This window comes from Kitasatospora sp. NPDC056076 (assembly GCF_042266305.1).
In the GTDB taxonomy this organism is placed as follows: domain Bacteria; phylum Actinomycetota; class Actinomycetes; order Streptomycetales; family Streptomycetaceae; genus Kitasatospora.
The window spans coordinates 115,309-134,859 of sequence record NZ_JBHJWG010000002.1; the positions used below are offsets into that span (position 1 = coordinate 115,309).

15 protein-coding genes, 1 tRNA gene and 1 riboswitch are annotated in these 19,551 nt (G+C 74.5%); of the genes, 7 read left to right on the forward strand and 9 right to left on the reverse strand.

All coding sequences use genetic code 11. The annotated features are described in order from the left end of the window. Window positions 1-241: 241 nt before the first annotated feature. From ACFC1T_RS02695 to ACFC1T_RS02720, 6 genes are all read right to left on the reverse strand, one after another. Entirely contained in the window at window positions 242-571 is a 330-nt protein-coding gene (locus tag ACFC1T_RS02695; protein WP_375882638.1) for a hypothetical protein, read from the reverse strand. Between the two features lie 453 nt (window positions 572-1,024). Beyond that, window positions 1,025-2,389, reverse strand: coding sequence for an FAD-binding oxidoreductase (locus ACFC1T_RS02700; RefSeq protein ID WP_375882641.1), 1,365 nt, complete (start codon window positions 2,387-2,389; stop codon window positions 1,025-1,027). A 131-nt stretch (window positions 2,390-2,520) separates the two neighbouring features. Then, window positions 2,521-3,750, reverse strand: a complete 1,230-nt coding sequence (locus ACFC1T_RS02705; protein ID WP_375882643.1) for an MFS transporter — start codon at window positions 3,748-3,750, stop codon at window positions 2,521-2,523. A 49-nt stretch (window positions 3,751-3,799) separates the two neighbouring features. Further along, complete coding sequence (locus ACFC1T_RS02710; protein WP_375882645.1) at window positions 3,800-4,627, reverse strand: MerR family transcriptional regulator; 828 nt, start codon at window positions 4,625-4,627, stop codon at window positions 3,800-3,802. 175 nt (window positions 4,628-4,802) lie between these two features. Beyond that, window positions 4,803-4,890 (reverse strand) — tRNA-Ser (locus ACFC1T_RS02715). A 63-nt stretch (window positions 4,891-4,953) separates the two neighbouring features. Next, the gene (locus ACFC1T_RS02720; protein WP_375882647.1) at window positions 4,954-6,858 is read right to left on the reverse strand and encodes a S1C family serine protease; all 1,905 of its coding nucleotides are present in this window, start codon (window positions 6,856-6,858) and stop codon (window positions 4,954-4,956) included. A gap of 208 nt (window positions 6,859-7,066) precedes the next feature. Then, a riboswitch (TPP riboswitch) is annotated at window positions 7,067-7,215 on the forward strand. Between ACFC1T_RS02720 and ACFC1T_RS02725 the strand changes: the two genes are divergently transcribed. The 4 genes from ACFC1T_RS02725 to ACFC1T_RS02740 all read left to right on the forward strand — a co-directional run bounded on the left by ACFC1T_RS02725 (window position 7,208) and on the right by ACFC1T_RS02740 (window position 11,451). After that, complete coding sequence (locus ACFC1T_RS02725) at window positions 7,208-8,620, forward strand: purine-cytosine permease family protein (protein WP_375882649.1); 1,413 nt, start codon at window positions 7,208-7,210, stop codon at window positions 8,618-8,620. It overlaps the preceding riboswitch by 8 nt. A gap of 79 nt (window positions 8,621-8,699) precedes the next feature. Continuing rightward, complete coding sequence (locus ACFC1T_RS02730) at window positions 8,700-9,524, forward strand: glycerophosphodiester phosphodiesterase (RefSeq protein WP_375882651.1); 825 nt, start codon at window positions 8,700-8,702, stop codon at window positions 9,522-9,524. A 241-nt stretch (window positions 9,525-9,765) separates the two neighbouring features. Then, entirely contained in the window at window positions 9,766-10,353 is a 588-nt protein-coding gene (locus ACFC1T_RS02735) for an ATP-binding protein (protein WP_375882653.1), read from the forward strand. 114 nt (window positions 10,354-10,467) lie between these two features. Beyond that, the gene (locus tag ACFC1T_RS02740) at window positions 10,468-11,451 is read left to right on the forward strand and encodes a DUF5926 family protein (protein ID WP_375882654.1); all 984 of its coding nucleotides are present in this window, start codon (window positions 10,468-10,470) and stop codon (window positions 11,449-11,451) included. A gap of 217 nt (window positions 11,452-11,668) precedes the next feature. Here ACFC1T_RS02740 and ACFC1T_RS02745 read toward each other — a convergent pair whose 3' ends face one another. Further along, window positions 11,669-12,331 (reverse strand): bifunctional DNA primase/polymerase, encoded by a 663-nt coding sequence (locus tag ACFC1T_RS02745; protein WP_375882657.1) that lies wholly within the window; start codon window positions 12,329-12,331, stop codon window positions 11,669-11,671. A gap of 618 nt (window positions 12,332-12,949) precedes the next feature. Here ACFC1T_RS02745 and ACFC1T_RS02750 point away from each other — a divergent pair. After that, window positions 12,950-14,401 (forward strand): PP2C family protein-serine/threonine phosphatase, encoded by a 1,452-nt coding sequence (locus ACFC1T_RS02750; protein WP_375882659.1) that lies wholly within the window; start codon window positions 12,950-12,952, stop codon window positions 14,399-14,401. Window positions 14,402-14,525: 124 nt separating this feature from the next. After that, the gene (locus ACFC1T_RS02755; RefSeq protein ID WP_375882662.1) at window positions 14,526-16,025 is read left to right on the forward strand and encodes an aminopeptidase P family protein; all 1,500 of its coding nucleotides are present in this window, start codon (window positions 14,526-14,528) and stop codon (window positions 16,023-16,025) included. A gap of 69 nt (window positions 16,026-16,094) precedes the next feature. Here the strand turns inward: ACFC1T_RS02755 and ACFC1T_RS02760 are convergent, their stop codons facing one another. Continuing rightward, the gene (locus ACFC1T_RS02760) at window positions 16,095-17,534 is read right to left on the reverse strand and encodes a hypothetical protein (RefSeq protein ID WP_375882665.1); all 1,440 of its coding nucleotides are present in this window, start codon (window positions 17,532-17,534) and stop codon (window positions 16,095-16,097) included. Further along, the gene (locus ACFC1T_RS02765; RefSeq protein ID WP_375882667.1) at window positions 17,531-18,229 is read right to left on the reverse strand and encodes an RNA polymerase sigma factor; all 699 of its coding nucleotides are present in this window, start codon (window positions 18,227-18,229) and stop codon (window positions 17,531-17,533) included. Before ACFC1T_RS02765 ends, ACFC1T_RS02760 begins: the two co-directional genes overlap by 4 nt. Window positions 18,230-18,477: 248 nt before the next feature. Here ACFC1T_RS02765 and ACFC1T_RS02770 point away from each other — a divergent pair, with 248 nt between their 5' ends. Further along, entirely contained in the window at window positions 18,478-19,548 is a 1,071-nt protein-coding gene (locus tag ACFC1T_RS02770; protein ID WP_375882670.1) for a helix-turn-helix domain-containing protein, read from the forward strand. The last annotated feature ends 3 nt before the right edge of the window (window positions 19,549-19,551 follow it).

Consider the following 19,551-nt stretch of genomic DNA (forward strand, 5'->3'; position numbering starts at 1 on the left):
GGCGGGCCGGTGGGGCCCCGGGCCCGGACGCACTCGTGGGCGGTGCCGATGGCGGCACCGCCCACGAGGCCGGCTTCGCGGCGACCCTTTCCGCTGGCCGGTCCATGCGTTCGTCCGGTCTCCCCGGTCCGCCCGGGGCGGGAAGCCCGCCCGGTGACCGTTCCGAACCCCACCGCGGATGCTCAGCTCACCCGCGGCCGTCCACCTCCGGCGCCCCCGCCGGCAGTGGCACCCGGAGCCGTCAGGGGAAGATCGGGGCGAAGATGACGTTGATGTTCTTGTTGCCCTGACCGGCCAGGACGTTGCCCGCGTTGTCCTTCACCGCGACGGTGTTGTTCTGGTTCGAGGCGCCGGCGCCGGTGGCCGTCTGCTGGTTGGAGACGTAGTTGCCGTCGAGGCCGCCGAAGATGTTGCCGGTGCCCGTGTTGGACACCACGCCGGCGTTGGAACCGGCCGCGGCGCCCGCGCCGTTGTCGGCGGCGGCGGCCCCGGCACCGGCCAGCAGCAGACCGGCCGCCAGCGGGGCGGCGAGCAGGAACCCGGACACCCGGCGGGTGTTGAAGCGAGCCATGTGAGCCTCCAAGAAGCCGTTAATCGTGCATTGGTCGAGCATGGTGCGGGGGTTCGCCGGCCAGACGAACACCTGCGGGCTGCGACGCCGGGAGAAAGACTTCCGCAACAAATCGACAAAGCACTAGCCGACGGAGCAGTTTTCGCCCGTTAGCGTGATATCCACCCGGGCCGCGCATAACGGGCGGAAGATCGGACAGTGCGCCGACACACCGCTACTGACCTGCGACTTCGCCCGTTCGGCGGCCTTTCCGCGGACGTCGGACGACGGCGCGTCAGTGCCGTACGAACCTCCGGGCGCACCACCCCCGGCGCGGGCCACCCCTGAACACGCCCCCGAAAGGTTCGCCCACCCTTCCAAGTCGACTTTCCAGCCATTCACAGACCATCGGAAAGTCGTACCGAGAATGCGGGCCGAAGGGTGCGCATGAGGAGAAGATATCCGCGCCGAAAATCAGACCATCTTGCCCGGATTGAGGATGCCCAAGGGGTCGAAGACCGCCTTCACCTGCCGCTGCAGGTCCAGCCCGACCGGCCCCAGCTCACGGGCCAGCCAGTCCCGCTTCAACAGCCCCACCCCGTGCTCCCCGGTGATGGTGCCGCCCAGCTCCAGCCCGAGCGCCATGATCTCGTCGAAGGAGCGCTGGGCCCGCGCCGTCTGCTCCGGGTCCGCGGCGTCGAAGATCACGATCGGGTGGGTGTTGCCGTCCCCGGCGTGGCTGACCACCCCGATCGTCAGCGCGTGCCGCTCGGCGATCGCCGCGACGCCGTTCAGCATCTCGGCCAGCCGGGAGCGCGGTACCGCCACGTCGTCGATCATCGTGGTGCCCAGCCGGTCCAGCGCGGGCAGCGCCAGCCGCCGGGCCGCCAGCAGCAGGTCCGACTCCGCCTGGTCCTCAGCCGGAACCACCTCGGTCGCCCCGGCCTCCCGGCACAGCTCCGCGACCCGGGCCAGCCCGGCCTCCCGGTCCGGCCCGTCGAAGGCCACCAGCAGCAGCGCCCGGGTCGACTCCGGCAGCCCCATCTGCCCCAGCTCGTTGACGGCCCGGACGGAGACCGCGTCCATCAGCTCCATCAGCGACGGGGTCAGCCCGCACTCCATCACCGCGCAGACCGCCGCCCCCGCCGCGTCCGCGCTGGGGAACTCCGCCGCCAGCGCCAGCTGCGGCTCCGGCGCGGGCCGCAGCGCCAGCACCGCCCGGACCACCACCCCGAGGGTGCCCTCCGAGCCGACGAACAGCCGGGTCAGGTCGTACCCGGCCACCCCCTTGGCCGTGCGGCGCCCGGTGGACAGCAGCCGGCCGTCCGCCAGCACCACGTCCAGCCCGAGCACGTACTCGCTGGTGACGCCGTACTTCACGCAGCAGAGCCCGCCCGCGCCGGTGCCGATGTTGCCGCCGATCGTGCAGGTCTCCCAGCTGGACGGGTCCGGCGGGTAGCAGAGACCCAACTCCTCGACCGCGCGCGACAGTTCCGCGTTCACCACGCCCGGCTCGACCACCGCCACCCGGTTCACCGGGTCGATCTCCAGGATCCGGTTCAGCTTCACCAGCGACAGCACGACGCAGCCGTCGACGGCGTTCGCCGCCCCCGACAACCCGGTCCGGGCCCCCTGCGGCACCACCGGCACCCGCAGCTCGGTCGCGGTGCGCAGCACGTGCTGCACCTGCTCGACCGTCTCCGGGAAGACCACCACGGCGGGCGTCCCGGCGGCGCAGAAACCCGCCATGTCGTGGCTGTAGGCGGCGGTCACGTCCGGATCCACCACCACCGCCTCCGCCGGGAGGCCCAGCGCCAGTCGGTCCGTCAGATCACTCATCGCCGCCTCCAGTCACCACCGCACCGCCGCCACCTCCGCACTCTGCCCCGAGGCCCGGAGCCGGGCAAGTGGGCCTCGGCACCGGCCACCGGCCGCCAGCCGGTGTCCCGCCGACCGGCGGTGCCGGTCGGTCAGGCCCGGCGCAGCACCGGGGTGGCGAGGGCCGCCAGCCCGGCCGCCCCGATGGCGAGGGCGCAGAGCAGGGCGGGCGGGACGGCCCCCGTCGCGTCCGCGGCCGTCCCGAGCAGCCCGGTGGACAGCACCAGGGCAAGGCTCTGCACCAGCGTCAACAAGGCCTGCACCCGGGAGAGATGGGAGTTCGGGGCACCGCCGAGCACCAGCGGTCCGAGGTGGCAGGCGAACAGTCCGGAGCCGAGGCCCACCACCGTGCTGCCGACCACCGCCACCCCCGGACCGCCGGACAGCGCCAGCAGCACGGTGCCCGCCGAGGCCGTGCAGAGCCCGGCGGCCGCCCCGACCCCCGGCCGGGGCAGCCCGCCGCGCCAGGCGACCGCCGCCGCCACCGCGAGCACCCCCGCCGCCTGACCGGCGGTCACCAGTCCGGCGGTGCCCGCCGCCCAGCCGTGTGCCCGGGCGAGCAGCGGGCCGAGCAGCGAGACCACGGGCAGCAGCGCCCCCGCGGCAGCGCCGGTCAGCAGCAGCGCGGCCCGCAGCAGCGGATCCCCCAGGGCCAGCCGGACGCCCGCCCCCGCCTCCCGCAGCAGGCCCGCCGGGGCGGCGGCGGGAGCCGGACCGGGCCCCTCCTGGTCCGGCCGGACCCGCAGCAGCACCAGCAGGACGACCGCGAAGCTCACCGCGTCCGCCGCCGCCGCGCCCGCGAGCCCGCCCCCGGCGACCAGCAGGCCGCCCAGCGGCGCCCCGAGCAGCACCGCGCACTGCCCGCCGGCCTGCCGCAGCGCGAGCGCCCGGGGCAGCCGGTCCGCGGGCACCAGCCGGCGCGGCATCGAGCCGCTCGCCGGGAGGTAGAACGCGTCGACCGTCCCGGTCGCCACGGCCGCCCCGACCAGCAGCCACAGCGGCGCGCCCCGGCCGCCGGCCACCGCGAGCGCCAGTGCGGCGGTCACCACCAGCATCACCGCGTCCCCGGCGAGCATCACCCGGCGGGCGCCGAACCGGTCCGCCACCGCCCCGCCCAGCAGGACCAGCACCGTACGGGGCACGGTGACCGCCGTCAGCACCAGCCCGGCCGCCCCGCCGCCGTACCCGGAGGCGGCCCAGCCGAGGGCGAAGGACAGCGCGGCGTCACCCAGCAGCCCGGCCTGGGCCCCGGCCAGCCAGAGCAGGTACGGCCGGGGCAGGGCGGTGCGCCGGGCCGTCCCGGCGGAGGTCGCGGTGGTCATGCCGGGTGACGCTAGGACCCTCGACCTGGTCGAGGGCAAGCGGCGGCCGCTACCTGCGGACCACCGGTTCCTGGAACTCGACGACCCAGCCGGACCGGTCGGCCGGGGTCTCCAGGTAGCGCTCGCGGGCGTAGCCGGTCGAGCGGTAGCCGTTCTGGTCGATGTAGCGGGCCAGGGCCTGGAAGCTGCCCATCGCGTCGTCCATCGAGCCGCGGTGGACGATGGTCACCGCCTCCTCGATCGGCGCCAGGTCGACCACCTCGATGTCGTCCCGGCCGGCCCGCACGGACGGCGCGACCTGGAGGGCCACCCGGACGACCACCGAACCGTCGCCCTCCGGCCCGTCCTCGTACCGGGCGACGGACGGCCCGACCACCTCGATCCCGGCCTGCTCCACCCGCCGGCACAGCTCGTCGAAGAGCGGGCCGATCACCGGGGTGATGTCCTCCGGCGCGGAACTCGCCGCCACACCGCTCAGTTGGGCCACCCGCACGGACGGAACGGGCTTCACCACGACATCGTGCTCGAACATGTTCCCCTCACTCTCGATCGTCCGGAGCCTCGCCTCCACCCGGGCCAGCCGCTGCTCGTCCGCCGCGATCGCCTCGGCGAGCTGGGCCCGCCGCAACCGCAGCATCCCGCGCAGCTCGGCCGGGTCCGGGTGCTCGTCCAGCACGGCCCGCACCTGCTGCAGCGTGAAGCCGAGCTCCTTGAGCGCGATCACCCGGTTCAGCCGGGCGAGTTGGCCCGCCTCGTAGGAGCGGTACCCGGTGGCCGGGTCCACCCTGGCGGGTGTGAGCAGGCCGATCGCGTCGTAGTGGCGCAGCATCCGCACCGACACCCGGCCGTGGACGGCGAAGTCTCCGATGTTCAACATGGTGCTCCCACTCCACCGTCTCCCCCTGTGTCAGGGTCAACCCCCGGCCGCCGGCCCGGCCGCGACCCCGCGGCGGCGCACTGCCGGCCCGCCGCCGGCCCGCCCCGGAAAACACCGAGGGCGGGTGCCGAAACGATCTCGGCACCCGCCCTGAGCAGGTGGTTTCTCCTACCGGCGGAGAGCGTGGGATTCGAACCCACGGTGACGGGTCACGCCACGACAGTTTTCAAGACTGTTCCCTTAGGCCGCTCGGGCAGCTCTCCAGGCGGAGGTCAGCCTAACGGGTCCGACGGCCTTCGGCGCACACGATTCCGCGGGCCCGGGGGTCACTGATCGCCGTCCCGCTGGCCGAGCGTGACCTTGGTGGTCATGGTCTGGCCGTTGCGGGTGTACTCGACGTCGACGGTCTCGCCCGGCTTGTGCGTCCAGATCCGGCTGACCAGGGCGGGACCGTTCTCGATCGGCGCGCCGCCGAGCTTGGTGATCACGTCGCCCGGCTTGAGGCCGGCCTTGTCGGCCGCGCCGCCGGGGGTGACGGCGGGCTGGCCCTGGACGTCCTTGGTCTGGATCTGCGCGCCGTCGCCCTTGTAGTCGTCGTTGCGCAGCACGTCGAGCTTGGCGTAGACCGGCTTGCCGGTCTTGATCAGGGTGTCCGCGACCCACTTGGCCTGGTTGATCGGGATGGCGAAGCCCAGGCCGATGCTGCCGGCCCGGCCGTTGGCGGAGGCGTTGGACTGGATCGCCGAGTTGATGCCGATCACCGCGCCGCTGGAGTCCAGCAGCGGGCCGCCGGAGTTGCCGGGGTTGATCGAGGCGTCGGTCTGCAGGGCGTTCATGTACGAGGCCTGCGAGCCGGTCTCGTCGCCGGAGGCGACCGGGCGGTCCTTGGCGCTGACGATGCCGCTGGTGACGGTGGACTCCAGGCCGTACGGCGCACCGATCGCGACGGTGGCGTCACCGACGTTGACCTTGTCGGAGTCGGCCAGCGGCAGCGGCGACAGCTTGCTCTTCGGCGGGTTGTCGATCTTGACCACGGCGACGTCGTAGCCCTCGGCGTGGCCCAGCACCGAGGCGGTGTAGGAGGTGCCGTCGGCGAACTTGACGGTCAGTTTGCCGCCGTTGAGGGCCGGCGCGACCACGTGGTTGTTGGTGAGGATGTGGCCCTCGGTGTCGAAGACGAAGCCGGTGCCGGTGCCCGACTCGGTGCTGTTCTGCGCCTTGATGGTGACGACGCTGGGCAGCGCCTTCTGGGCGATGGCGGCGATCGACCCGGGGACGGGCTCGTTCTTCTGGGTGTTGCTGGCCTGGACGGTGGTGCTGCGGTGGTCGTCCGCCGAGCTGCTGCTGCCGGCGTGGTCGCTGGCGACCACACCGACCGCGCCGCCCGCGATGCCGGCGACCAGCGCGACGGCCGCGAGCAGGGCCACCAGGCCGCCGCGCTTCTTGCGCGGGCCGTGGCCGCCCGGGCCGCCGGGGTACTCGGCGGGGTAGCCGAACGGACCACCGGGGCCGCCGGGGTGGCCTGCGCCGGCGTCGTGGCCGCCGCCCCAGCCGCCGAGCGGCTGGCCGGCGCCGAAGGGGTGGTGACCGGGTGCGCCGGGCGCGACGGGCGCACCGGCGGCCGGGGCGCCGTACGGCTCCTGGGCGTTGGCGGCCGGGACGCCGTAGCCCTCGTGGGCGCCGGCGGCGGGCACGCCGTGGGTCGGGGTCGCGTACGGGTTGGTGCCCGGGGTGCCCGGCGGCAGGGCGGGCGCGGCCGGGGCGGCGGCGACCGGGGCCGGGGCGGGCGGCGCGGGCGGCAGGACCGGCGGCGGGGCGTCGATGTAGCCGGTGGCCGGGTCGACGGCGGGCTCCTCGACGGCGGGCGCGGCCGGCGCGGCCGGGGCCTCCGGCGCGGGCACCTTGGTGAAGGCGACGGTCGGCTGGTGCCCGCCCTCCGCCGGGGCGGCCTCGGCCGCCGCGCTCGCGGCGGCCGGCTCCGGGACCCGGCCGAACGCCATGGTCGGCTGGTGCCCGCTGTCGGCCGGGGCGGCGTCGGCCGACCCGTCCACCGGCCCGGCCACCGGGTTGTCGACCGGTTCGTCCTTCGGCTCGGGAACCCGGCTGAAGGCCATGGTCGGCTTGTGGCCGCCCTGAGCGGTGCCGTCGGGAACGGCACCCGCCGCCTCCGGGGCCCCCGCGGGCTGCTCCCCCTGCGGCCCGGTGGGCCCAACCTCGCGCTCGGTGCTCACGGACGACCTCCATAGCTGACAGAACCAAGGACCATAGTTTTTCGCACCGGCGATTCGATTGCCGTAAGGACCCCTCTGAATAACTCATAAGAATCCTTAGCCGCCACCGACAACCGGGGCTCCCCACCCCCGCCCGGCGTCCCGCGATGCGGACCGCGCACCCCGTGGCCTTTGGCGTTCGTACCCGTGCCGGTTAGCCTGTCGCTCCAAACTGACACGCGGGAGCTTGGACCGACCAGGCTGAGAGTGCGCATGTCGACCGTACGCCAGGCCAGTGACCGGCGGACCGTCGAGGGGGCGCTGACCGCCGGAACCTGTCCGGGTAATGCCGGCGTAGGGAGTATCGGCCATGCCGCCTGCTTCGCCATCCTCTTCTCCGGGCGCGCCCGCGTCCAAGGATTTCCCGCCGGACCCGGCCGGCGCCGGCGCCGCGCTGCTGGACCACCGCGTCGAGGCACCGCTGGTCCTGGACACCGAGCCGCCGCGCACCCTGCGCTTCCGGGACCATTTCGCGCTCTGGATGAACCTCGGCGTCAGCCTGATCGGCTTCTCCACCGCCGCGACCGTGCTCGGCGAGAAGGGCAGCGAGCTGTCGCTGGCCGCCGCGGTGACGGCGATCGTGACCGGTACGGCGGTCGGCACCGCGATGCTCGGCGTCGCCGCGCTGATCGGGGCCCGCACCGGCGCCCCGGCGATGGCCAACCTGCGCGGCCTGTTCGGCACCCGGCTGTCCTACCTGCCGACCGTGCTGAACATCGTCCAGTGCGTCGGCTGGGGCGTGTTCGAGCTGCTGACCATCGCGGCGGGCGCCCAGACCGTCGCCCACACCAGCGACTACCGCTGGCTGTTCGTGCTGCTCGCGGGCGCGCTGACCACCGCGCTGACGATCTGGCCGCTGGGCTCGATCGCGGTGCTGCGCCGCTTCGTGGCCGGGGCGGTCGCGGTCGCGATGGTGTACTTCACCGTCCAGCTGGGCCGCCAGGGCGTGCCGGACCCGGGCGCGGGCAACTGGCACGGCTTCCTGGGCGCCACCGACGCGATGATCGCGGTGTCGATCTCCTTCGTCCCGATGGCCGCCGACTACACCCGGCACTCGCGCAGCCCGAAGTCGGCCTTCTGGGGCAGCTTCTCCGGCTACACCGTCGCCCAGGTCTGGTGCTACGTGCTGGGCCTGATGGCGCTGCTCCAGTCCGACGGCGACCCGAGCCGGATCTTCGACTCCTTCCTCGGTGTCTGGGCCGGCTGGCTGTTCCTCCTGGTGCTGGTGCTGCGCGAGACCGACCAGTCCTTCGCCAACGTCTACTCGACCGCGATGTCGCTGCAGAACCTGCTGCCGCGGGTGGACCGCCGGGTGCTGAGCGGCGGGATCGGCGTGCTGACCACCGTGCTGGCGCTGCGCATCGACCGGTTCACCGACACCTACAGCAACTTCCTCGGCCTGATCGGCTCGGTCTTCGTACCGCTGCTGGCGGTGCTGGCGGTGGACTACTTCTTCGGCGCCGGCCGGCACGGCTGGGACCTCTCCGAGCGGGCACCGTCCCGCTGGCTGATGCTGCTGCCGTGGGTGCTGGGCTTCGCCGTCTACCAGCTGATCGCGCCGACCGCGGTGGGCGACGGATGGGTGGACTTCTGGACCTCGGCCCAGCGGACCCTGCACTTCACCCCGCAGGAGTGGACCTCGGCCTCGCTGTTCGCCTTCCTGGTGTCGGCGCTGGTCACCTGGGGGCTCACCCCGCTGACCCGCCGCACCGCCCGGGCCTGACGCACCGGGGGCGGAGCCGGCCCCGCAGGTTGGGACCGGCTTCGCCCCGGGTTCACCCGCGCCCCCTATCGTTGGGGCCGTGACCAGCCCAGAACTGCCCTCGGCGGCGGCGCGCACCACGCCCTCCGTCCAGGTGATCGCCCACCGCGGCTCCTCCCACGCCCTGCCCGAGCACACCCTCGCGGCGTACCGGCGCGCGCTCGACGAGGGCGCGGACGCCGTCGAGTGCGACGTGCGGGTGACGGCCGACGGCCACCTGGTCTGCGTGCACGACCGCCGGATCGGCCGGGTCTCGAACGGCCGCGGCACCGTCTCCGCGATGACGCTGGCCGAGCTGGAGGCGTACGACTTCGGCGCCTGGAAGACCGGCCGGCCCAGCACCGACCCCGAGCTGCGCGGCGTGCTGCGGCTGGAGCGGCTGCTCGAACTGGTGGTGGACTGCGGCCGCCCGGTGGACCTGGCGATCGAGACCAAGCACCCGGTGCGGTTCCGCGGCCGGGTCGAGGCCGAGCTGCTGCGCACCCTGGAGCGGTACAAGATCGGCACCGCGCCGGACGGCGAGCGCCCGTCCGCCCGGATCATGAGCTTCTCCTCGATCGCGCTGAACCGGGTGGCCGCCGCCGCGCCCGACTACCGGCGGGTGTTCCTGATCGAACGGATGCTGCCGCTGCTGGGCCGCCTGCGCCCCGGGCAGCCGCTGCCGGGCGGGGCCCGGATCGCCGGCCCCGGCATCGAGCTGATCAAGGCCAAGCCGCAGCTGGTGCCCCGGCTGCGCGAGCTGGGCCACGAGGTGCACGTGTGGACGGTGGACGAGCCGGCCGACGTCGAGCTCTGCCTGGAGCTCGGGGTCTCCGCGATCATCACCAACAGGCCCGCCGAGGTGCTGGCCCAGCTCGGCCGCTGAGCCGGGGCCGGGCGCCCCGGGTACCCGGGGAAACCTGATCACCCTGGTCGGCAGTCAAACCTTCCGCGCACGGTATTGCCGGAATTCTTGCGATCGGGCGACGGAGGGTGAGCACGGAATGACCTCTTGTCGACCCTGGGTCGCGCCGCCGGAAAAGGGCCCGCAGGATCCTCCGACGGTCGTTTCCGACGCATTACCAAGGGGCATCCATCCCTCGGCATACGCTGAAGGAGGTCCGGGGGTGGCGTTGATGGTGGCGCGTGAAGTGCCGACTTCATCGACCATGGCAGTGCCGCACGGCCCGGCGAGTGTCGGGGTCGCACGGCGCCGACTGCGTCGAGATCTGGGTGACCGGCAGATACCGGAACCGGTCATCGATGATGCTGTTCTGATCCTTTCCGAACTGTTGAGCAACGCCTGTCGGTACGCCCGTCCGCTCGGCCCGCTGCCCGCCCTGGGCCGCGGCGCCCGGGCGGAGGTGGTGGACCAGGTGCTGGTCGGCGTCCCCTCCGGGACGCACCCGGCACCGGGCGGCCGGGAGCCCGAGGACGACACGGCCGAGCCGGCCGGCGGTGTGCTGGTCCGCTGGCAGATGCACGCCGACGGCGTGCTCACCCTGGAGGTCACCGACGGCGGCGCGGCCACCCGGCCGCTGCCCGCCAGCCCCTCGCTGACCTCGCGCGGCGGCCGCGGCCTGGCCATCGTCGACCAGCTGGCCAGCGACTGGGGCGTCCGGGACGCGCCCGGCGAGGTCACGGTCTGGGCGGCGCTGCCCGCCCGCGCCCGGCACGCCCGGCGCACCGGGGGCGGCACCGCCCGTAGCGCGTAGCCGTCCGAGCGGCACCCGTCCGACCGGCGCCCGCCCCGGCGCGTTCCCGCGCGCCGGGGGAACCTCAGTAGGCTTCCCGTGAAACAGGACCACCGTCCCCGGGAGAGCCGCAGCATGGGCAAGAAGGCCGCCAAGAAGGCGCCGCAGCGCCAGTCCACCACCGCCGTCACGGGTGAGATCCCCGTGGTCGGGGCCCGCGAGGACTGCCCCTGCGGCTCGGGCCGCCGCTACAAGGCGTGCCACGGCCGGGAGGCCTCGCACGCCGTGCAGGAGCTGGTGCACCGCCCGTTCGAGGGCCTGCCGGGCGAGGCTGACTGGGTGGCGCTGCGCGAGCTGGTGCCCGCCGCCACGGTGCCGCTGACGCTGGCCGCCGGAGTGACCGCGAGCGCCGGGGGCGACGTCCCGTCGGTGACCCTGGCGACGGTGCTGCCGCTGGCCTGGCCGGCCCTGCGCCGCCCCGACGGCTCGATCCTGCTCGGCCTGCAGACCCAGTCCTCCTCGGGCGACCTCAGCCGCGACCTCGCGGACGCCCTGGAGCTGGCCCTGGCCACCGAGCCCGGCAGCCCCGTCCCGGCCCGCCGGACCGTCCCGGGCGGCCGCCGCCTCCAGGACCTGCTGGACGCCTCCGCCGCGTTCACGCCCACCGTGCACACCGGCTTCGAGTTCTGGCTGGAGGACGCCGAGACCGCCACCGGCGAGGTCGCCGCCTCGCTGGAGCGCGCCAACGCCTCCGCCATCCCGACCGAGAAGCTCGCGAGCGTCGACGCCGCCTACTGGTGCGGCACCCCGGACAAGAACCACCTGCGCTGGGTGATGACCGTGCCCGAGGAGCGGCTGCTGGACGCGCTGGCCCGGCTGAACGCCGCCGGCGAGGCCTCGCTCGGCGCGGACACCCGCCTGGTGGGCTCGTTCCGCGCGCACGGCCTGACCGTCCCGGTGTGGGACCTCCCGCTCGCCATGACCGCCGCCGACTGCGAGAAGCCGGCCGCCGAGTTCGGCGAGCGGCTCGCCGCCGTCCTCGCCGACCCGACCGAGCTGACCGCCGAGGAGCGGCGCGCCCGCGCGAACCTGGTGAACCGTCAGGTCACCCTGAACTAAAGCGCGCAGGATCCGGGTGATACGCGTCACATTGTCGCCGGGAAGCCGCAATTTCCGGGCCTGGAGGGCGTCTTGGAAATTGGCGCGGGCGCGGATCCTTGTTACTGTCTAAAGAGTCCGGCCGCTGGTGCATCCCCCGTCGCCAGCGGCCGGATCTTTTCTTTTCCGGAACGCCCCGCACCACCGGGCCCGGAGTCCGGCCCGACCCGGCGATCCGTCAGTACGTCGAGCGCCCGCTGTCCAGCCGGACCGTCGCCTCCACCAACTCCCCCAGCAGCGGCCCGACCTGCGGCAACCGGACCCCACCGGCCGCGGCCGGCCGCGGCGCCAGCACCCAGCGCACCCTCCCGGCCCCGCCGCCGGGCGGCAGCGGCAGGAAGCCGCCCGGCCCGTGGTAGCGCAACGATCCTGGCACCGAAGGGAGTTGGGCGAGCATCTCGCCCAGGGCGTCGAGCGAGTACGGGGCCACCAGCAGGGCGTAGCGGCCCGGCATCGCGAGCACCGGGCCGAGCGGCAGCCGCAGCGCGCCCAGGTGGACCAGCGCCCTGGCACCGGCCGCCGCGGGCAGGCTGACCGCCGAGACCGCGGAGCCGGTGGCGGCCAGCACCGGCGCGTCCGGGGTCTGCCGCTCCCACCACCAGCGCACCATCCGGGGGTCCGTGGTGGCGGCCAGCAGGGACGGGTCGTGCGGATGGGCGCCGGGCGCCGGGCAGTCCGGCTCCCCGCAGGAACAGCGGCCGCCGCACAGCACGGTGCCGGGCACCACCGGCCAGCGGTGTTCGACGGCGGCCGTGAGGGCCGCGGCCAGCCGGGCGGACGACTCCTGCGGCTCCCGGGACTCCTGCGACCGGCTCCTCGGGCTCTTCGGGTTCTCACGCATGGCGCTCGTTCCTTTCCCTGACCGCTCGGTTCGCTCCGCCCCACCGACATCCGTCGGGACCCGCCGCAGGGGCCCGCGGCGGCACGGCCCCGGAAAGGCGCGGAGCGGGGCGGGCGGCACGGCGGACGGCGCGGCTACGACGTGGAGCACGGTGTGGAGCACGACATGAGAAGGGCCGCGCACTGGAACAGCCCCTGGAACGAGAATCCCGTATGCGACCGGATGGACGCCGCCCGGGCGCGCTTGGTTCCACCGTACGAGTGAGAGACTTCCGGCCAGCCCGGATCGCGGGCGGCGCGGACATACGATCCGGACGGCCGCCCGGTCCGTCCCCTCGGTTCTGCCCGCTCCCGGCTCGCTCCATGCCTCCGGCTCCGACCGGCGCGCCGCGCCCGGTGCGCGCCCTCCGACCGGGTCGCGCGGACGTGGAACCGGCCACCGCATCGTCCTGGATCTGGACATGCCCCGAATGGCCTGTGTAGAAGTGGTGGCATTGCTGTCGATCAATGACGAGTAGTAGCGAATCGAGGCGAAACGCGTCCTTTGGCCGTGCTCGCTCCACATTGGCCGTACCTGGGGGTTTCGCATGGCACGTAGCACCGCGTCAGGAGTGGCGGCATGACCAAGTCCCACGCGTCGGCCGCCCAGCCGTCGACGCCGCCCGCAGAGCCGGGTGAGACCGGCTGTGCGGGCGGGCTCACCGTCCTCGACCCGCCGCCGGACCTGCCCGGCCCCACCGACGCGCCGGACGGCGGCGCCGACGGCCCCGCGGCACCGTCCAGCACGGTGCAGGACCGTTTGGCCGGACGCCTGTCCGATATCACCAGCCTGTACGAGCACACCGAGCGGCTCGCCCGCGCCCGCGGCACCACCGCCACCCTGGACGCCGTGCTCGCCTCCGGCGCCGCCCTGCTCGGCGCCGACCGCGGCGTCCTGGTCACCCTGCTGCCGGGCGGCGGCACCGGCCAGCCCGTCGGCCTCGGCCTGGACCGGGCCAGCCTCGGCGCCCTGGAGACCGTCCCGACCGAACAGAGCCTGCTCGCCCGGCTGCTGAGCGAGCACGACCGCCCCGAACAGCTGCACTCCGCCGACCTCGCCGACGACCCGGCCGTCGGCGCCCGGCTGCGCGAACTCGCCGTCCACCTCGGCCTCGGCGGCGCCTACGGCCTCCCGCTCGCCACCGTCGAGGACGGCCCGCTCGCCGCCGCCGTCTGGTTCTACGACCGGCCCGCCCAGCCCACCGACTGCCAGCGCGAACTCGCCCGCCACTACTGCGAGATCGCCGCCCCGCTGCTCGCCAAGCAGCTGGAGGCGGAACGCACCCTGCGCACCACCGAGGCGCTGCGCCGCGGCCTGCTGCCGGACCACCTCCCGCAGACCCCCGGACTGCGACTGGCCGCCCGGCTCGTCCCGGCCGGCCTGGACCGCTCCAGCGGCAGCGACTGGTACGACGCCATCCCGCTGCCGGACGGCACCGTCGGCCTCACCGTCGGCTCGGTCTCCGGCGACGGCCCCGGCGCGGGCCCCGGCTCCGCCCCCGGCGCGGCCGCCGCGATGGGCCGGATCCGGGCCGCGCTGCGGGCGTACGCGGTGCTGGAGGGCGAGGACCCGGTCTCCGTCCTCGGCGACCTGGAACTGCTGCTCAAGACCACCGAGCCGACCCGCACCGCCACCGCCGTCTACGCCTGGGTCGAACCCGAGGACCGCCGGATCACCCTGGCCGGGGCCGGGCACTGCCCGCCCGTCCTGGTCGGCCGGCACGGCGCCGAGTTCGTGGAGACCTCGCTCTCCGCCCCGCTCGGCATGCTGGCCTGCTGGGAGGCCCCCGGGGTCGAGCTCACCGCCGGGCGCGGCGACACCCTGCTGCTCTACACCGAGGGCCTGGCCCGCCGCTGCGGCCCGACCCTGCACGCCGGCCAGGCCAACCTGCGCCGGGCCGCCGCCGACGCCCCGCGCGACGTACGGATCGACCCGGAGCGGCTCTGCGCCCACCTGCTGGCCGTCTGCCCCGCCCCGGACGCCTCCCCGGCCACCGACGACCTGATGCTGCTGGCCGCGCGCTTCGAGTAGGTATACGAACCCCGGACGGGCGGGCGGCCGGGCGTCCGTACCATGGACGCACGGCCGCCCGCGCGTGTCGCGACCCGACACCTCCCCCGAGGGCGGCGGTACCACCCCCAAGGAGGCGTTGCACGTGACCGAGGACCGGACCCCCGCAGTGGCCGAGAACCCCGAGGCCGAGGGCGGCGAGGAGCCGCCGCCGTTCAAGGGCCGCAAGAACGGCCTCTACGGCGAGATCTCGGACGAGCTGTCCGCCTCGATGAGGACCGGTTGGGCCGACACCGAGCTGCACGGCCTCACCCCGGTCGCCCAGGCCCCGTACGCCGCCGCGCGCCGTGCCGCGCTGTCCGCCGCCCACCCGGGCGTGCGCCTGGTCGTCCCGGCCGGCAACCTGCGGGTGCGTTCCAACGACACCGACTACAACTTCCGCGCCGCCAGCGAGTACGTGCACCTCACCGGCGACCGGACCGAGGACGCGGTGCTGGTCGGCGAGCCGACCGGCGACGCCGGCCACGAGTTCACCCTCTACCTGCTGCCCCGCTCGGACCGCGGGAACGGCGAGTTCTGGCTGGACGGCTACGGCGAGCTGTGGGTCGGCCGCCGGCACAGCCTGACCGAGCAGGAGCAGCTGCTCGGCCTGCCCGCCCGCGACGTCCGCAAGGCCGCCGAGGAGCTGGCCGAGCGCGCCAAGGACTCCGCCGTGCCGACCCGGATCGTCCGCGGCTACGACGCCGGCCTGGAGGCCGCGCTCGCCGAGGTGCTGGACGCCGACAAGGACGCCGACCTCAAGGAGTTCCTGAGCGGCCTGCGCCTGGTCAAGGACGAGTGGGAGATCGGCGAGCTGCGCGCCGCCTGCGACGCCACCGTCAACGGCTTCACCGACGTGGTGCGCGAGCTCGGGCAGGCCGTCGCCACCTCCGAGCGCTGGATCGAGGGCACCTTCTGGCGCCGCGCCCGGGTCGAGGGCAACGACGTCGGCTACGGCACCATCGCCGCGGCCGGCCCGCACGCCACCACCCTGCACTGGGTCCGCAACGACGGCGACGTCCGCCCCGGCGAGCTGCTGCTGCTGGACGCCGGCGTGGAGACCCACACCCTCTACACCGCCGACGTCACCCGCACCCTGCCGATCAGCGGCTCCTTCACCGAGCTGCAGCGGAAGATCTACGACGCGGTGTACGACGCCCAGGAGGCCGGCATCGCCGCGGTCCGCCCGGGCGCCCGCTTCCGCGACTTCCACGACGCCTCGCAGCGCGTCCTCGCCGAGCGGCTGCTCGCCTGGGGCCTGCTGGACGCCTCGGTGTACGACGTCGAGAAGGTCCTGGAGCTCGGCCTGCAGCGCCGCTGGACCCTGCACGGCACCGGCCACATGCTCGGCCTGGACGTCCACGACTGCGCCCACTCGCGCCGCGAGGAGCACGTCGACGCCCTGCTGGTGCCCGGCATGGTGCTCACCGTCGAGCCCGGCCTGTACTTCCAGCAGGACGACCTGACCGTGCCCGAGGAGTACCGCGGCATCGGCGTCCGGATCGAGGACGACATCCTGGTCACCGCCGACGGCAACGAGAACCTCTCGGCCGGGCTGCCGCGGCGCGGCGACGAGGTCGAGGCCTGGATGGCCTCGCTGGCCTGAGCCTGAGCCCGAACCCGAGGCCGCGCCGGGGCCCGGCCTCCCCACCGCGGGGAGGCCGGGCCCTGCGCGCTACTGGACGATCCTGAGCGCGATGTCCTGGTGCCCGAGCACGGTCAGGTCGCCGCTGCCGCGGTACGGCACCAGGGCCTGCGCCCTCAGCGGCATGTCCCCGGTCCCGTCCTTGGGCCCGATCGTCAGCCGATAGGTCAGCCGCCTGCTCTGCCCCGGGCCCAGCGAGAAGACGTCCTGGTCCTGCGCCACCGCGTAGGACGTGTCGCTCCCCCGGGACATCGCCCGGACCGACCAGCCGCCGTCCGTCTGCACCTCCAGCTTGCCGTCGTTGGGCAGCTGCTGGCCGGGCGCGGTCGGCGTGCCCCCGTAGCGGTCGGTGAAGAGCAGCGGCTGGACCTGGTCGTAGGTGCCCTGTCCGGTGTTCCGGAAGGTCACCGAGAAGGTGGCGACCGCGCTGCCGATCCGCATCTGCTGGCCGGAGGAGAGGCCGTCGATGCTGACCGCGAGGTCGTTCGGGCCGGGCTCCGCCGCTGCCGGGGCCTGGTGGCCGCTCGGGTCCAGGCTGTTGACGATGGCCGTCAGCCCGGGCTGGTAGTCGGACCTGAGCCCCTGTGCCGAGACGAAGACCTGGTCCTTGGGCAGGGCCCACAGCTGGGTCGTGAAGGAGTCGCTGCCGCAGGTGACCTGCCACTGCGACCTGACCGCGGGACTCCCCGCCACGGTGACCGCGCTCTTCGTCGGCCCCGCGCTGTTCATCTCGCCCGCCGCCGGCGGGTGGGGGTTGCCCCAGACCGGGCAACTGCCCTGGTGCGCCCAGCCGGCCGGGGCGTCCAGGTCGGCCGTCGTCGGCCAGGCACCGCCCTGGAGTTCGCCCGCCGAGTTGTAGACCGTGACCTGGACGCCGTACGGCGCGCACACCGCCGACGACCAGTTCCGCTGCGGATCGGTCGGCGCGCCCGGGCTCAGCAGGCAGACCGCCTGGTCCGAGAGCGGCACGGCCTTCCAGCCGGCCGGCACCTTCAACTTGACGCCGCGGAAGGTGTACGGCGTGCCCGGCCCGGTCGGCACGCCCGAGCCGGACGAGGACGGGACGAGGTCGGAGAGCGGCCGGTCCGCGGCGGGACCGCCAGTGGTGGGGGCGGTGCCGGCCGGGGTGGGCGAGGCGTCCGGGGTGGGGGTCGCGTCCGGGCCGGGGGTCGGGGGCGCGGTGATGCTCGCGGCCGGGGGCGGGGGGACGTCCTGCTTGGCGACCGGGTCGCCGTGGAAGGCGAGCAGGCCGATCCCCAGGGAGGCGGCCAGGGCGAGGACCGGCACGGCGGTCAGGTACACCGGGCGGAGCCTGCGGACCCGGCCCCGCGGGGGCGCGGCCGGGCGCAGGCCGTGGACGGTGATCAGGGACGCCCGGGCGTCCATCGCCTCGCGGAGCAGCCGTTCGGTCGCGGTTTCGGCCGGCCCACCGCCGTCACCGCCGCCCGGGCGGGGGAACTTGTCGGTCATCGAACCTTCTCCAGGTGCTTCTCCAGGGCGTCCAGGGCCCGGCTGGCAGTGGACTTCACGGCGCCCCGGGAGAGCCCCAGGGTCTCGGCCATCTGCGCCTCCGACATGTCGGACCAGTAGCGCAGCACCAGCACCTCACGCTGGCGGGGGGTCAACTCCTGCAAGGCGACGAGCACCCGTCGGTGCTCGTCGTTGAGCACCGCGTGGTCCTCGGCGGAGGGGGCGTCCGCCTCGTGCGGGGGCACGTACTCCCGGGCGGTCCGGCGGCGGCGCAGCATCGAGCGGGCACCGTTGACCACCGAGGTCCGCAGGTACCCGAGTGCGTTGTCGAGGTCGTCCAGGTGCTCGCCGTGACGCTGGTAGAGCTGGGTGAAGGCCTCCTGCACGACGTCCTCGGCCAGGTCCTGGTGGTCGACCAGCAGGACCGCCATCCGGACCAGGCCCAGCCGGTGGGCGTGGTACAGGTCGGTCAGCGTGGGCCGGTCCTCCGCGGGACCGCGGCCGCCGCGCACCAGCCGGAAGCCGGAGCGGCGCTGCGCCGGCTGCTGCTGCTCGACGGTGAGCACGGAGTCCGGCGCACCGGCCTCCTGCGCACCGAACAGCGCGACGACCGCGCCCCGGACTCCGCGGGCCGCGCGGACGGAGAAGCCGCGCCCCCACCGTGGCGCGGCGATCGGGCCGATGGCCATGGACATGTGCGGTTCTGCTTTCCCCCGGGACGGTGGGCGGCGTGCTCGCCGGACCGTCAGGCACCTGATCAAGATCGTGATCGGGGAGATCCTCGCAGCCGCGTCCGACCCGGATCCCTCCGCCCCCGTAGTGATGGACGTGCGGCGCGGGTGGAGGTTGCAGGGGGATTCGCGGGAAGTTCGCGGGAAGTTCGGGGCGGGCCGCGACGACTACACTCACCGGCAGTTCCGGCACCCGTGAGCAGGGGGTTCGCATGGCCGAGCAGTACGTCGAGGAGCCGGTCGACGCGGCCGCGTCCGTCCGGCCGCGGCCGGTGGCCGTCACCATCGGCCGCCGCCCGGAGCCCGTGCACGACCTCGCGGTGTACGCCTTCGAGGGCATGGCACCGTTCGAACTCGGCGTGGTGGTCGAGGTGTTCGGGCTGGCCCGGCCCGAGCTGGGCGGGCTGCTGGCCGCGCCCTGGTACGGGCTGAAGGTGTGCGCGGACCGGCCGGGCACGCCCCTGGACGCGGTGGGCGGCTTCGCGCTGACCGCCCGGCACGGCCTGGACGAACTCGCCGCGGCCGACACCGTCATCGTCCCCGGCGTGCGCAACGCCTTCGGCGGCGACGTCTCCCCCGGCCTGGTCGAGGCGCTGCGGACGGCGCACGAGCGCGGCGCCCGGATCGTCTCGATCTGCTCGGGCGCCTTCGCGCTGGCCGCCGCCGGACTGCTGGACGGCAAGGAGGCGACCACCCACTGGCGGTACGCCGACCTCCTCCAGCAGCGCTACCCGCGGGTGCGGGTCAACCCGGACGTGCTGTACGTCGACCACGGCGACGTGTTGACCAGCGCGGGCAGCGCCGCCGGGATCGACCTGTGCCTGCACCTGGTGCGCCGGGACCACGGCGCCAAGGTGGCCAACAGCGTGGCCCGCCGCTTCGTGGTGGCGCCGCACCGGGACGGCGGGCAGGCGCAGTTCATCGAGGCCGCGGTCCGTCCGGTCGAGGAGGACGAGGACGGGGTCGCCCGCAGCATGCAGTGGGCGCTGGACCACCTGGCCGAGCCGCTCACCGTCTCGGTGCTGGCCCGGGCCGCCCGGATGTCGGACCGCTCGTACCTGCGGCACTTCACCGCCCGCAACGGCACCAGCCCGATGCGCTGGGTCGTCACCCAGCGCATCGCGGCCAGTCTGACGCTGCTGGAGTCGCCGGAGGGCTCGGTGGAGGAGGTCGCCGTGGCGGTCGGCTTCGAGAGCGCCGCGACCTTCCGCCACCACTTCGGCCGGGTGATGCGCACCTCACCGACCGCCTACCGGCGCTCCTTCGGGCGCGGGGTCGCGTAGCGG